At 67.4% G+C, this 13,810-nt stretch carries 12 protein-coding genes; 11 read left to right on the forward strand and 1 reads right to left on the reverse strand.

What is annotated here, in order from left to right; translation table 11 throughout:
• Positions 1-8 precede the first annotated feature (8 nt).
• The 7 genes from P5W99_RS15305 (at position 9) to P5W99_RS15335 (ending at position 6,833) form a co-directional block, all read left to right on the forward strand.
• Entirely contained in the window at positions 9-494 is a 486-nt protein-coding gene (locus P5W99_RS15305) for a carboxypeptidase regulatory-like domain-containing protein (protein WP_421026039.1), read from the forward strand.
• A gap of 232 nt (positions 495-726) precedes the next feature.
• Entirely contained in the window at positions 727-3,528 is a 2,802-nt protein-coding gene (locus P5W99_RS15310) for a monovalent cation/H+ antiporter subunit A (RefSeq protein ID WP_421026040.1), read from the forward strand.
• A complete protein-coding gene (locus tag P5W99_RS15315; RefSeq protein ID WP_421026041.1) occupies positions 3,528-3,905 on the forward strand; it encodes a Na+/H+ antiporter subunit C in 378 nt (125 codons plus the stop codon). Before P5W99_RS15310 ends, P5W99_RS15315 begins: the two co-directional genes overlap by 1 nt.
• Complete coding sequence (locus tag P5W99_RS15320; RefSeq protein WP_421026042.1) at positions 3,902-5,605, forward strand: monovalent cation/H+ antiporter subunit D; 1,704 nt, start codon at positions 3,902-3,904, stop codon at positions 5,603-5,605. Before P5W99_RS15315 ends, P5W99_RS15320 begins: the two co-directional genes overlap by 4 nt.
• Before the next feature lie 2 nt (positions 5,606-5,607).
• Positions 5,608-6,102, forward strand: a complete 495-nt coding sequence (locus P5W99_RS15325; protein ID WP_434663641.1) for a Na+/H+ antiporter subunit E — start codon at positions 5,608-5,610, stop codon at positions 6,100-6,102.
• Positions 6,096-6,371, forward strand: coding sequence for a K+/H+ antiporter subunit F (locus P5W99_RS15330; RefSeq protein ID WP_421026044.1), 276 nt, complete (start codon positions 6,096-6,098; stop codon positions 6,369-6,371). Before P5W99_RS15325 ends, P5W99_RS15330 begins: the two co-directional genes overlap by 7 nt.
• Positions 6,372-6,395: 24 nt before the next feature.
• A complete protein-coding gene (locus P5W99_RS15335; protein ID WP_421026045.1) occupies positions 6,396-6,833 on the forward strand; it encodes a Na+/H+ antiporter subunit G in 438 nt (145 codons plus the stop codon).
• On the opposite strand, the gene P5W99_RS15340 is transcribed toward P5W99_RS15335, so the two are convergent.
• Positions 6,821-7,744, reverse strand: coding sequence for a LysR family transcriptional regulator (locus P5W99_RS15340; RefSeq protein WP_421026046.1), 924 nt, complete (start codon positions 7,742-7,744; stop codon positions 6,821-6,823). The genes P5W99_RS15335 and P5W99_RS15340 overlap by 13 nt on opposite strands.
• A 170-nt stretch (positions 7,745-7,914) precedes the next feature.
• Between P5W99_RS15340 and P5W99_RS15345 the strand changes: the two genes are divergently transcribed.
• From P5W99_RS15345 to P5W99_RS15360, 4 genes are all read left to right on the forward strand, one after another.
• Positions 7,915-10,062 carry a 3-hydroxyacyl-CoA dehydrogenase NAD-binding domain-containing protein gene (locus P5W99_RS15345; RefSeq protein WP_434663644.1) on the forward strand — a complete coding sequence of 716 codons (2,148 nt, stop codon included), beginning with the start codon at positions 7,915-7,917 and terminating at the stop codon, positions 10,060-10,062.
• Positions 10,063-10,103: 41 nt separating this feature from the next.
• Positions 10,104-11,312 carry an acyl-CoA dehydrogenase family protein gene (locus tag P5W99_RS15350; RefSeq protein ID WP_421026048.1) on the forward strand — a complete coding sequence of 403 codons (1,209 nt, stop codon included), beginning with the start codon at positions 10,104-10,106 and terminating at the stop codon, positions 11,310-11,312.
• Positions 11,313-11,333: 21 nt separating this feature from the next.
• The gene (locus P5W99_RS15355) at positions 11,334-12,470 is read left to right on the forward strand and encodes an acyl-CoA dehydrogenase family protein (protein ID WP_421026049.1); all 1,137 of its coding nucleotides are present in this window, start codon (positions 11,334-11,336) and stop codon (positions 12,468-12,470) included.
• An 85-nt stretch (positions 12,471-12,555) separates the two neighbouring features.
• Complete coding sequence (locus P5W99_RS15360) at positions 12,556-13,770, forward strand: CaiB/BaiF CoA transferase family protein (protein WP_434663648.1); 1,215 nt, start codon at positions 12,556-12,558, stop codon at positions 13,768-13,770.
• Positions 13,771-13,810 lie beyond the last annotated feature (40 nt).

Below are 13,810 nucleotides of genomic sequence, written 5' to 3' on the forward strand. Positions count from 1 at the left end.
AGGTAAAAATGAAAGCACGCTCGACTCCGTGGAAGGGCACGGCCATCTCGCTCGCGGCCGCACTCGCGCTTGCGTTCGGCACACAAGGCGCTTTCGCCGCGACCGCGAGCGCCACGAACACCCCGGCCGCCCCGGCCGCTGCCAGCGCCCTGCCGCCGGCGCACCATGCCGGCAACGTCTCGTACCTGTCCGGCGGCATCGGCAGCGACCAGTCGGCGGCGTTCAAGGCCGCGATGTCGCGCTACCCGCTCTCGCTCGAATTCGCGCGCCAGTCGGCGAACGGCAACGAGTACCTCGCTAACGTGCCCGTGAAGATCGCCGACTCGCACGGCCAGCCGCTCGTCTCCACCCGCACCAACGGCCCGTTCATGCTCGTGACGCTGCCCAACGGCCACTACGTGATCACGGCAAGCCACAACGGCAAGACGGTCCAGCGTCCCGTGGATATCGGCAAGACCTCGCACGCGCACGAAGCCTTCGTCTGGCCGATGTAATCCGGCACGATCGTGCGCCACTGGCGCACGGTCCAGCGGCGCACGCTTCCCTGTCATGATGTGACGCGCCGCGTACATCGATGCCATCCACATCAACTCCGGCCCCGTTTGCGGCTATGATCGTGATCTGCGGCCCACAGGCGCGCCTCGCGCGCCTGCCCAGCCTTACCCGCGCCACGCGGGCAGTCCACGTCCTCAACCCGCACGCAGCGAATTTCCCGGAGGAAGCCGGATGGCATTGGAGTGGCTCGTCGTACTTCCGTTCGTGGGGGCGGCGCTCGTCGCATTCGCGGCCCGGCACGCCCGCGCGCTCGCCACGTGGATCGCGTTCGCGACCGCGCTGCTCGGCCTCGGACTGGTCCTCAGCGAGCGCGTGGGCATGCCCACTTACGGCGTCCTGCAGTGGCGCCGCGAGTGGGTGCCCGAGATCGGCCTCGCGCTTTCGCTGCGCCTCGACGGCCTCTCGTTCATGTTCGCGCTGCTGGTGCTCGCGATCGGCCTGCTCGTGTTCATCTACGCGCGCTATTACCTGGCCGGCAGCGACACGCTCCCGCGCCTCTACCTGCTGCTCCTGCTCTTCATGGGCGCGATGCTCGGCGTGGTCCTCTCGAACAATTTGCTGCTGCTCGTGATCTTCTGGGAACTCACGAGCCTCGTCTCGTTCCTGCTGATCGGCTTCTGGCCATCGCGGCCCGATGCACGGCGCGGCGCGCGCATGGCGCTCACCATCACGGGCGCGGGCGGGCTCGCGCTGCTCGCGGCGGTGCTCCTGCTCGGCCACGTATGCGGTAGTTTCGAACTCAACGACGTGCTCGCGCAAAAGGACACGATCCAGCACGACCCGCTCTTTCCGGCCATTTTGCTGCTCACGCTGTTCGCGGCGTTCACGAAATCCGCGCAGTTCCCATTCCAGTTCTGGCTGCCGCACGCGATGTCGGCGCCCACGCCGGTCTCCGCGTATCTGCACTCGGCGACGATGGTGAAGGCCGGCATCTTCCTGCTCGCGCGCCTCTACCCGGTGTTCGAGGGCACCGCCTGGTGGGCCTATTCGGCCACGCTCGCCGGGCTCGTCACGCTGGTGGGCGGCGCGTCGATGGCGCTGTTCCAGCGCGACATCAAGGGGCTGCTCGCCTACTCGACCATCAGCCATCTCGGCCTGATCGTGCTGCTGTTCGGCCTCGATACGCAGCTTTCCACCGTGGCCGCGCTCTTTCACACCGTCAACCATGCGGTGTTCAAGGCCTCGCTTTTCATGGCCGCCGGCATCATCGACCATGAAACCGGCACGCGCGATCTGGGCCGCCTGCGCGGGCTCGCGAAGTACATGCCGCACACCGCCGTGCTCGCGGGCGTAGCCTCGCTCGCGATGGCGGGCGTGCCGCTCCTGAACGGCTTTCTCTCGAAGGAAATGTTCTTCGGCGAGACGCTCGCGCAAGGCATGTTCGGACCATTCAACTGGGCGATTCCCGTGATCGCGATCGTGGCCGCCGCGCTCTCGGTGGCATACTCGCTGCGCTTCGTCTGGGGCGTGTTCTTCGACGGCGCGGCGCCGCGCGACCTGCCGCATTACCCGCCGCACGAGCCGCCGCGCTTCATGAAGTTGCCGGTCGAGATTCTCGTGGTGGTCTGTTTGCTGATCGGCCTGTTTCCGCAGCGGATCATCGGCAGGATGCTGGAATCGGCGGCGTGGTTCACGCTCGGCGGCAAGCTGCCCGCGTACAGCCTGAGCCTGTGGCACGGCGTGAACACGCCGTTGGTCATGAGCGTGGTGTCGTTCGCGGCGGGCGCGCTGCTGTTCGTGCTGCGCCGCGACGCGTTCCGTCATCATCGATCGATGCTCTCGGACATGAACGCGAGCGAAGGCTTCGACCGCCTCATCCAGCGCCTGGAAAAAGGCGCGGGCGTGGTGGTGCGCGTGTTCGAGACGCGCTCGCTGCCCGACTATCTCGCGTGGATGATCGCGGCGATGATCATCGTGCCCGGCACCGCGTTCGTCGCGCTGGGCGCGTGGGGCGGCGACTTCGTGCGCCTGCCCGTCGACACGATCACGCTGTGGGGCCTCGTGCTGATGGCGCTGCTCGCCGTGGGCGTCGTGATGGTGCGCACGCACACGCTCTACGCGCTCGTGATGCTGAGCACCTGCGGGCTGCTGGTGACGCTCGCGTTCGCGCGCTTTTCCGCGCCCGATCTCGCGCTCACGCAGGTCTCCGTGGAGGTGGTGACGGTGCTGCTGCTGGTACTGGCCATCTACTTCCTGCCCAACCTGCAAACCGCCATCGAGCCGATTCCCGCGCGCATGCGCAACGGCGCGCTCGCACTCGCGGGCGGCGCGCTGCTAGGCAGCGTCGCGTACCAGGTCATGACGCGTCCGCCCGCGCAAGGCATCGCGCCATACTTCCTCGCCAACGCGCTGCCCGGCAGTGGCGGCCACAACGTCGTGAACGTGATCCTCGTGGACTTCCGCGGTTTCGACACCATGGTCGAGGTCAGCGTGCTCGTGGTCGCCGGCCTCGCCGTGAAGGCGCTCTTGCGCGGCCTGCGCCTGAAGGCGCCCGACACTGGGCCGGGCGGTCTGCCGTGGTCGTCGCAGTCGCATCCGCTGCTGCTCGCGATTCTCGCGCGCCTCATGCTGCCGCTCACCGCGCTGGTGGCCGTGTTCGTGTTCCTGCGCGGCCACAATCTGCCCGGCGGCGGCTTCATAGCCTCGCTCATTCTTTCGGTCGCACTGCTGCTCCAATACGTAGCGAGCGGCGTGCTATGGACCGAATCGCGCATCCGCATCAACTACCGCGCGCTCGCGGGTCTCGGCATTCTAGTTGCGGCCGCAACGGGTCTGGGCAGCCTCGTCTTCGGCTATCCATTCCTCACCAGCGCGTTTGGACATCTGCATCTGCCGCTCGTCGGCGAAATCGAGCTGAGCACGGCCATGCTGTTCGATCTCGGCGTACTGGGCGCGGTGGTGGGCACGACGCTCACGATCGTTTCGCACCTGGGCGTGCGCGACAAGGACCTGCAGTCCGTGGAGAAAAGCTGATGGAAGCCGCCTTCGCTGCCGCAATCGGCGTGCTCTGCGCGTGCGGCATCTACCTGTTGCTGTGCGCGCGCGTGCTGCCCGTGATCCTCGGCATCACGCTGTTCTCGTATGCGATCAACCTGTTCCTGCTCGGCATGGGGCGGCTCGCCACGGGCCAGCCGCCCGTGATCGCCGGCGCGGCAGATAGCGCGGCCCGCTACGCGGACCCGGTGCCGCAAGCGCTCGTGCTCACGGCCATCGTGATCGGCTTCGCCATGACGGCGTTTACCGTGGTGCTCGCGCTGCGCTCGCTGGCGCTCACCGGCAGCGATCACGTGGACGGGGAAGGTGGCGAGGCCAATCCGCAGGGCAACGACGGGGAGACGCGCGGCGCATGAACCACGCCCTTCTGCTCCCTATCCTGATCCCGCTGTTCGCGGCGGGCGCCATCGTCGCGCTGCCGCTTCGCGCCAAGCGCTTGCAGCGCGCGCTCAATGCGGCCGCAACCGTGGCGCTGCTGCCCGTCGCAGGCGTGCTGGCCGCGCGCGCGGCGCAAGGCGGGATCGCGAGCTATGCGCTCGGCGCATGGCCCGCGCCATTCGGCATCGTGCTCCAGCTCGACCGCCTTGCCGCGCTCATGCTGCTCCTGACCGCCGTGCTGGCGTGCTGCTGCCTGCTGGGCACGTCGAGCGCCGACGCACGGCGCGGCCGCTATTTCCGCGCACTGTTCCAGTTCGAGCTGATGGGCCTGAACGGCGCGTTCCTCGCGGGCGACATGTTCAACCTGTTCGTGTTCTTCGAACTGCTGCTGATCGCCTCGTATGCGCTGCTGCTGCATGGCGGCGGCACGCGGCGCGTGCGCAACGGGCTGCACTACCTGATCATGAACCTCGTGGGCTCGTCGTTCTTCCTGATCGCGCTGGGCGTGCTGTACGGCATCACCGGAACGCTCAACATGGCCGACATGGGCGAGCGCCTCGCGCACCTGAACGCCGGATCGCTGCCGCTCGCGCAGTTCGCCGGCGCGACCCTCATGCTCGTGTTCGGCCTGAAGGCCGCGGTGTTTCCGATGTCGTTCTGGCTGCCCCAGGCGTACCGCAGCGCGATTGGCCCGGTGGCGGCGCTGTTCGCGATCATGACCAAGGTGGGCATCTACGCGATGCTGCGCTGCGACGCACTGGTGTTCGGCGGCGGCAGCGGCAACGGTGGCGTGCTCGATGCGTTCATGCACGACTGGGTATGGTGGCTCGCCATTGCGACCATCGCGTTCGGCGCGCTGGGCGCGCTCGCCGTGTCGAGCCTGAAAACCACCACGGGCTACCTCGTGCTGGTTTCGGTCGGACTCCTGATTGCAGCCGTCACGCAGCAAACGCCGCTGGCGTGGAGTGCGCTGCTCTACTACCTGATCAGCACGACGCTGTGCACGGGCGCGCTGTTCCTGCTCGCCGATACGCTGGAGCCCGAGTCCGCCATGGCGTCCCACCCGGCGCACGCAGCGAACGCCACAGAAGGCACGAACAGCGTCGAACCTGGCTCGCTCGAAGCGCTCGACGACGCGGCAGCAGCGGCCATCTCGCCCGAGCCGGACCGCGAAGCACCCGCTACGGCAAAGGCGAGCGCGCCGCAACGCATCGAACAGGCGCGCGCCCCGTGGCCCTCGAACGCCGCCGCCCTGCTCTATCTCGCCGCTGCAGTGGGCGCAGCGGGCCTGCCGCCGCTCTCCGGCTTCCTCGGCAAGGCCATGGTCCTCGCGGCCACGCCCACGCACGAGGCGGCCGTGCTATGGCCCGCCGTGCTGGCCTCGAGCCTGCTGCTGATCGTCGCGCTGAGCCGCACCGGCACGCGCCTGCTGTGGGCCGAGCCCGCCGCGCGCGCCGCCGCCTTCGCGCCCGCTTGCGCCCCCAGAGGCAGCGCGGCCAAGCTCGCGGCCTGCGCGCTGCTGCTCGCCTGCGTGGCGGCGGCCACGCTCGGCGCGGGGCCGCTGCGGCAGTATCTCGACGCCACCGCCGCACAACTGTTCGACCGCGACGCCTACGTGCGCGCGATCCTGAGCACGCCCGCACCTGCGCCGGCGCCCACCCAGACCAACGGGAGCTGACGATGCTAAAAAGGCTCTTTGCGCACCCGTGGCTCACCGTCGTGCTGCTCGTCTGCTGGGTGCTGCTCATGAACGATGTCTCGCCCGGCAATCTGCTGCTGGGCGCAGTGCTCGGCACCGTGATCTCGTTCTGCGTGGCCAGGGGGTTGTGGCTGCAGCCGGTGCGCTTCGGCAAGCCGTGGCTGCTCGTGCGCCTGTTCGTGCACGTGCTGATCGACATCGTCGTGGCCAACGTGGAAGTAGCGCTGCTGGTGCTCGGCCCCACCAGGCGCCTGCGGCCCGCGTTCATCGACGTGCCGCTCGACAGCACGCACGAAATCGCGCTCACCATGCTCATCAGCATCGTGTCGCTGAGCCCGGGCACGCTGTGCGCCGAACTCAGCGACGACCGCACGCGCCTCATCGTCCACGTGCTAGACCTCGACGACGAAGCGGCGCTGGTCGCGCTCATCAAGTCCCGTTATGAAGCCCCGTTGATGGAGATCTTCGCATGCTAGCCATCGTGATCCCGGTCTCGTTCGCGATCCTCGGCATCGCCTTCCTGCTCACGCTCGTGCGCCTCGTGCGCGGCCCCTCGCTGCCCGACCGCATCGTCGCGCTCGACACGCTCAATGTGAACGCGATCGCGCTGATCGTCGTGTACGGCATCACCCTGCGCTCGACGGTGTTCTTCGAAGCCGCGCTGCTCATCGCGCTGATGGGGTTTGTGGGCACTGTCGCGCTCACGAAGTATCTGCAGCGCGGCGACATCATCGAACTGAACTGACTGAACTGACGAAGAGGCCAGCCGATGCAAACCGTTGTCGAAGCAATCGTGAGCGCGTTGCTGCTGATCGGCAGCCTGTTCACGCTGATCGGCGCGATCGGGCTCGCGCGCCTGCCCGATTTTTTCATGCGCCTGCACGGGCCGACGAAGTCGACCACCCTAGGCGTGGGCGGAATCGTGCTCGCCTCCGTGATCTATTTCAGCACGCACAACAATTTCGCGAGCCTGCACGAGTTGCTGATTCCCGCGTTCCTGTTCCTCACCGCGCCCATCAGCGCGCACATGCTCGCGAAGGCCGGCATCCAGCAGCGCGTGCGAGTCACGGCGGCCACGCGCGGGCGCCCGCCCACGACCGGCGCGTGCGCGCAACGTGGCGACACGCGCGAGACGCACGAAGCGAGCGATGACGATGAAGCCGCGCAAACCTCGCGCGCGCCAGGCAAACCCGCTCACGACACCTGATCGCCAACGACAGCGCCGCGCCCGCTCTTGCGCGCCTCGGTCAACACGTAGTCGATGAAGGTCGAAGCCGCGCGCGTATGGTGGCGGTTGGGCATGTAGAGCAGGTACATATGCGTGCCGAAGATGCTCAGCCGCCACGCGTCGAGCGAGGTCACGACCAGGCCGTTGCGCAGGTCGTCGTGGACCACGTAGTCGGGCACGATGCCCACGCCCAGCCCCTCCAGAATCGACTGGCGCAGAAACAGAAAATTTTCCGAAATGATCGACGGTTCGAGCAGCACCTCGTGCCGTTCCTCGCCGAGGTAGCCCGCGAGGCGCAGTTGCCGCCCCACCACCGTCGCGGTAATGACTGGCGCACGCGCGAGGTCTTCCAGCGTTTCTGGCATGCCGTGTTCCGCGGCCCAGGGCGCCGACGCGCACGCGACATATCGCACCGCGCCCATGTCGCGCGCCACGAGATTCTGCGGTGGCTCGTGCATCACGCGCACCGCGATGTCCACTTCGTCGCGCAGCAGGTCTTCCACGCGGTTCTCGAACATCACGTCGAGCACGATGCCCGGATACAGGCGCTTGAAGCGGATCAGCCACTCGGACATCACGAGCTGCCCATAGCCGCTCGGCACCGATAAGCGCACGCGCCCCTGGAGGCTTTGCCCTAGCGTGGAAACCGACTCGTGCGCCGCGAGCAGCGCGTTCTGGATCGCGCGTCCGTGTTCGTAGAGCTTCAGGCCGATCTCGGTGGGCTCCACGCGGCGCGTGGTGCGCCGCACGAGTTGCAGGCCGATGGATTTTTCGAGGTGGTTGAGGTGGTAGCTCACATTCGCGCGGCTCATCTTGAGACGCCGCGCGGCCTCGCTCAGGTTGCCGGCGTCGAGGATCTCCACCAGCAAGGTCAATGAATTGACGTCCACGATCGACCTCATTGTCAAATAATCTTTGACAGCATGTCAATCAACCATGGGATTGTCAATTGGCGCTGGCATCCACAGAATGAAGCCCACATTGGAGAACCGCGATCCTGGCCGGCCAGCCGCCGGCCGGCCACCGATCAGGCACCCTAATTCTTCTGGAGACATCCCTCATGGCAATCGACACGGCAGCCCCCTCCTCCGCTTTTTCCCCGGTTAGTCACGAACTGCGCGGCAAGGTGCTGCTCGTCACCGTCGACAATCCGCCCGTGAATGCGCTGGGCGTGGACGTGCGGCGCGGTCTTGCCGCCGCCATCGAGCACGCCGAGGCGAATGCGGCCGTGCAGGCCGTGATGATCGTCGGCGCGGGGCGCAACTTCATCGCCGGCGCGGACATCCGCGAATTCGGCAAGCCGCCGCAAGCGCCCGCGCTGCCCGACGTGGTCAACCGCATCGAGGGCTGCCACAAGCCGGTGATCGTGGCGATTCACGGCGCGGCGCTCGGCGGCGGACTCGAAGTCGCGCTCGCCGCGCACTACCGGCTCGCGGTGGCGGGCGCGAAGCTCGGCCTGCCCGAAGTCCAGCTCGGCCTCCTGCCCGGCGCGGGCGGCACGCAGCGCGCGCCACGCCTGATCGGTGCGGAAGCCGCGCTTTCGCTGATGCTGAGCGGCCGCCACGTGGGCGCGCAGGAAGCGCTCAAGCTCGGTCTGGTCGACCGCGTGGGCGCGAGCGACGACATCCTCGCCGAAGGCCTCGCCTATGCGCAGGAACTGCTGGCGAATCACGCAAACTCGCATGCCCTTGTGCGCCGCACGCGCGACGCACAAGGGCTCGCCGACCGCGCCGCCGCGCAAGCCGCCATCGACGCCGCGCGCGCCGACACCGAGAAGAAGTCGCGCGGCCTGTTCTCGCCAATGAAGATCGTCGATTGCGTGCAGGCCGCGCTCGACGAATCGTTCGAGGAAGGTCTGCGCTTCGAGCGCAAGCAGTTCCTCGCCTGCCTCGAAAGCCCGCAGCGCGCGGGCCTCATCCATGCGTTCTTCGCCGAGCGCGAAGTACAGAAAGCGCCTGAAACGAAGCGCGCCGCGCCGCGCGCGATCGACACCGTCGGCGTGATCGGCGGCGGCACGATGGGCGCGGGCATCGCCGTGGCCGTGCTCGACGCGGGCCTGCCCGTGACGATGATCGAGCGCGACGACGCCGCGCTCGCCCGCGGCCGCGCGCATGTGGAGAAGGTCTACGACGGCCTGATCGCCAAGGGCCGCATGAAGCCCGAAGCGAAGGCGCAGATCCTCGCGCGTTTGAACGGCAGCACCGCGTACGATGCACTCGCGAATGCCGACCTCGTGATCGAGGCCGTGTTCGAAGACATCGCCGTGAAGCAGGCCGTGTTCGCCGAGCTCGACCGCGTCTGCAAGCCGGGCGCGGTGCTCGCGACCAACACCTCGTATCTCGACATCGACGCCATCGCGGCCAGCATCGGGCGTCCGCAAGACGTGGTGGGCCTGCACTTCTTCTCGCCCGCGAACATCATGAAGCTGCTCGAAGTCGTGGTGCCGAAGGCCGTCCGCCCCGATGTGGTGGCCACAGCGTTCGAGCTCGCGAAGAAGCTGCGCAAGGTGCCGGTGCGCGCGGGCGTGTGCGACGGCTTCATCGGCAACCGCATCCTCGCCGTGTACCGCACGGCCGCCGATCATCTGATGGAAGACGGCGCCTCGCCGTACCAGATCGACCGGGCCGTGCGCGAATTCGGCTTCCCGATGGGCCCGTACCAGGTGGTCGATCTCGCGGGCGGCGACATCGGCTGGGCCACGCGCAAGCGCCGCGCGGCCACGCGCGACCCGAACGCGCGCTACGTGCAGATCGCCGACCGCCTGTGCGAGCGCGGCTGGTTCGGCCAGAAAACGGGCCGTGGCTTCTACCTGTACCCCGAAGGGGCACGCGCGGGCACGCCCGATCCGGAAGTGGAAGCCATCATCGCCGCCGAGCGCGAGCGCGCCGGCATCAAGCCGCGCACGTTCAGCAACGAGGACATCATGCGCCGCTACATGGCCGCGATGATCAACGAAGGCGCGAACGTGGTGCACGAAAAGATCGCGCTGCGCCCGCTCGACGTGGACGTGACGCTGCTGTACGGCTATGGCTTTCCGCGCTATCGCGGCGGCCCGATGAAATATGCCGACACCGTGGGCCTCGCGAACGTGCTCGCCGACATCCGCGAATTCGCGAAGGAAGACCCGCTGTTCTGGCGTCCTTCGCCGCTGCTCGTCGAACTGGTCGAGCGCGGCGCGGACTTCGCGAGCCTCAATCACATCGACTGAACACGGCCTGCGCTCATGCGGGGCAGCAAGGAGCAAGACTCATGGATCTGAAATTCACCGCCGAAGAAGAAGCCTTCCGCAGCGAAGTGCTCGACTTCCTGCGCGAGCGCCTGCCGCGGCGGGTGGCCGAAAAAGTGCGCAGCGGCAAGCACCTCACGCGCGATGACATGGCCGCGTGGCACGCCACGCTCAACGAAATGGGCTGGCTCGCGAATCACTGGCCGAAGGAGTATGGCGGCCCGGGCTGGAGCGCCGTGCAGAAGTTCATCTTCGAGAACGAATGCGCGATTGCGGGTGCACCGCGCATCGTGCCGTTCGGCGTGAACATGCTAGGCCCCGTGCTCATCAAGTACGGCAACGAGGCGCAAAAACGCCACTGGCTGCCGCGCATTCTCGACGGCTCGGACTGGTGGTGCCAGGGCTATTCGGAGCCGGGCGCGGGCTCGGATCTCGCCTCGGTGCGCACGAGCGCCGTGCGCAAGACCGACGCGAGCGGCGACTACTACGTGGTGAACGGCCAGAAGACGTGGACCACGCTCGGCCATTACGCGAACATGATTTTCTGCCTCGTGCGCACCGCCACGGACGTGCGCAAGCAGGAAGGCATCAGCTTCCTGCTGATCGACATGAACACTCCCGGCATCGAGGTTCGCCCGATCATCACGCTCGACGGCGAACATGAGGTAAACGAAGTGTTCTTCACCGACGTGCGCGTGCCGGCGGAAAACCTCGTGGGCGAAGAGAACAAGGGCTGGACCTACGCAAAATACCTGCTGACCTACGAGCGCACCAACATCGCGGGCGTGGGCTTTTCGGTGGCCGCGCTCGCGCGCCTGAAGCGCGCCGCGCAACAGGTCACGCGCAACGGCAAGCCGCTCGCGCAGGACCCGCAGTTCGCGGCGCGCATGGCCAAGGTCGAGATCGACCTGGAAAACATGAAGACCACGAACCTGCGCGTGATCGCAGCCGTGGCGGGCGGCGGCGTGCCGGGCGCGGAGAGCTCGATGCTGAAGATTCGCGGCACCGAGATCCGCCAGGAGATCTCGTCGCTGCTGCGCCGCGCGATGGGCCCGTACGCAGCGCCCTTCGTCGAAGAAGCGCTGCAGGAAGGCTACGAAGGCGAGGCCATCGGCCCCGACGAAGCCGCCAGCGCCGCCGCGCTTTACTTCAACAACCGCAAGCTGTCGATCTTCGGCGGCTCCAACGAGATCCAGAAGAACATCATCTCCAAGATGATTCTCGGTCTTTAAGAAAGTAAGAGAGACCCGGTCATGAACTTCCAGCACACCGAAGACCGCCGCATGCTTGCGGACACGCTCAATCGCTTCATCGCGGAGCAATATGGTTTCGACGCGCGCGACAAGATTGCGCGCTCCAGCGAGGGTTTCAGCCCCGACATGTGGCAGCGCTTCGCCGAGCTCGGCGTGATCGGCGCACTGTTCGACGAAGCCGTTGGCGGATTCGGCGGCCAGGGCTTCGATGTGGCCGTCGTGTTCGAATCGCTCGGGCGCGGCCTCGTGGTCGAGCCGTTTCTCGATACGCTGATCGTGGGCCGCGCGCTCGCGCACGCGGGCAGCGAGGCGCAACGCGCGCGCATCGCGTCGTTCATCGACGGCTCGCAGATCGCAGCGCTTGCGCACGACGAACCGGGCTCGCATTACGAAGCTTCGCGCGTCGTCACGCGCGCCGAAAAGCACGCCGACGGCTGGGTGCTGCAAGGCGCGAAAGGCGTCGTGCAGCATGCGGAACATGCGCACGTGCTGCTCGTTTCCGCTCGCGTCGCAGGAAGCGAATTCGACGAAGCCGGCATTGCGCTCTTCCTCGTGCCGCGCGACGCGAAGGGCGTGAGCGTGCGCGGCTATGGCAAGATCGACGGCGGACGCGCGGCGGAAGTCACGCTCGATCATGTGACACTCGGCGCCGACGCGCTCGTGGGCGCGCAAGACGCGGGCTTCGCGACGCTCGAGCACGCGCGCGGCTACGGCCTGCTCGCGCTCGCTTCGGAAGCCGTGGGCGCGATGGACGTCGCGCGCGATCACACGCTCGAATACCTGCGCACGCGCAAGCAGTTCGGCGTGCCCATCGGCAGCTTCCAGGCGCTGCAGCACCGCATGGCCGACGTGCTGCTCGAAATCGAGCAGGCGCGCTCTGCCGTGATCAACGCGGCGGCCGCCATCGACGCACCGCGCGTGCCGCGCGAGCGCGCGCTTTCGGCGGCGAAGTACTCGATCGGGCGCATTGGCGCGCGCGTAGCCGAAGAAGCCATTCAACTGCACGGCGGCATCGGCATGACGTGGGAGCTGCCGCTCGCGCACTACGCCAAGCGCCTCGTGATGATCGACCATCAGCTCGGCGACGAGGATCATCATCTCGCGCGCTACATCGCGCTGGAATCCGCCGCGGCATGACCGTTGCGAGGGCCGACGGCCGCCTTCCCATGGCGGACATGCGCGGCGCGGCCTTTCATTCACAACGAACCAGGAGTGCCTGCTGATGCAGACCGACAACAAAAGCCTGCCGCTCGCAGGCGTACGCATCCTCGATCTTTCGCGCGTGCTGGCCGGACCGTGGAGCGCGATGGTGCTCGGCGACCTGGGGGCCGAGGTCATCAAGGTCGAGCATCCCGGCCGCGGCGACGACACGCGCGACTGGGGCGTGCGCGTCGGCAAGACCGAGACGGCCTACTTCAATAGCGTGAACCGCAACAAGCGTTCGATCACGCTCGATCTGCAAACGCCGGAGGGCCAGCAGATCGCGCGCGAGCTCGCGAAGACCAGCGACATCTTCATCCAGAATTTCAAGTCGGGCGGCGCGGCGAAGCTGGGCCTCGGCTATGAGGCGCTGAGCGCGGAGAACCCGCGCCTCATCTATTGCTCGATCACCGGCTACGACAGCACCGGGCCCGAGGCGAAGCGTCCCGGCTACGACCTCGTCGTGCAGGGCGAAGCGGGCCTGATGGCGCTGAATGGCGAAGCGCATCAGCCGCCGCTCAAGTTCGGCGTTGCCGCCGTCGATCTGTTCACGGGCATGTACTCGGCGCAGGCGATGCTCGCCGCACTGTACGAGCGCGAGCGCACCGGGCACGGGCGCCACATCGAAATGGCGCTGTTCGACTGCGGCCTCATGATCACCGCTTACTACGGGCTCGAAGCGCTGCTGCTGGGCGAAGACCCGCCGCGCTACGGCAATGCGCATCCGTCCATCGTGCCTTATGGCGTGTTCGACGCCGCCGATGGTCCGCTCGTCATCACCGTGGGCAACAACGCGCAGTTCGAGGGCTTCTGCCGCGAGGTGATCGAGCGCGACGACCTCGCCGACGACGCGCGCTACAAGACCAACATCCTGCGCGGGCAGAACCGCGAGACGCTCGTGCCCGAACTCACGCGCGAACTGGGCAGCCGCCCGCGCAAGCTGTTGCTCGAGCGTCTCGCCAACGCCGGCATTCCATGCGGCGAGGTGGCGGGCCTGCGCGAAGCGCTGCTCTCGCCACGCGCCATGCAGGGCGGGCTCGTCACGCAGCAGCCGCATCCGCACACGGCAAGCGGCACGACGCCGGTGCTCGCGCCGCCGTGGCGCTTCGACGGCGAACGCATGCCCGTGCGCCGCGCACCGCCGCAACTCGGCGAAGGCACGCGCGACGTGCTGGAGGAGACGCTTGGATATTCGGCGGAAAGAATCGCCGAGCTGAAGAGCAAAGGCGTGATTTGATCGAGACACTCGACATAAAAACACAAGAGACACAGGAGAC

It is taken from the genome of Paraburkholderia sp. A3BS-1L, from assembly GCF_051125215.1.
Lineage (GTDB): Bacteria > Pseudomonadota > Gammaproteobacteria > Burkholderiales > Burkholderiaceae > Paraburkholderia.

Coding starts and splice junctions, on each gene's coding strand:
- P5W99_RS15345 (WP_434663644.1), top strand. CDS start 7,915: ATGGCAATCGACACGGCAGCCCCCTCCTCCGCTTTTTCCCCGGTTAGT.
- P5W99_RS15360 (WP_434663648.1), top strand. CDS start 12,556: ATGCAGACCGACAACAAAAGCCTGCCGCTCGCAGGCGTACGCATCCTC.
- P5W99_RS15315 (WP_421026041.1), top strand. CDS start 3,528: ATGGAAGCCGCCTTCGCTGCCGCAATCGGCGTGCTCTGCGCGTGCGGC.
- P5W99_RS15305 (WP_421026039.1), top strand. CDS start 9: ATGAAAGCACGCTCGACTCCGTGGAAGGGCACGGCCATCTCGCTCGCG.
- P5W99_RS15355 (WP_421026049.1), top strand. CDS start 11,334: ATGAACTTCCAGCACACCGAAGACCGCCGCATGCTTGCGGACACGCTC.
- P5W99_RS15325 (WP_434663641.1), top strand. CDS start 5,608: ATGCTAAAAAGGCTCTTTGCGCACCCGTGGCTCACCGTCGTGCTGCTC.
- P5W99_RS15310 (WP_421026040.1), top strand. CDS start 727: ATGGCATTGGAGTGGCTCGTCGTACTTCCGTTCGTGGGGGCGGCGCTC.
- P5W99_RS15335 (WP_421026045.1), top strand. CDS start 6,396: ATGCAAACCGTTGTCGAAGCAATCGTGAGCGCGTTGCTGCTGATCGGC.
- P5W99_RS15320 (WP_421026042.1), top strand. CDS start 3,902: ATGAACCACGCCCTTCTGCTCCCTATCCTGATCCCGCTGTTCGCGGCG.
- P5W99_RS15350 (WP_421026048.1), top strand. CDS start 10,104: ATGGATCTGAAATTCACCGCCGAAGAAGAAGCCTTCCGCAGCGAAGTG.
- P5W99_RS15330 (WP_421026044.1), top strand. CDS start 6,096: ATGCTAGCCATCGTGATCCCGGTCTCGTTCGCGATCCTCGGCATCGCC.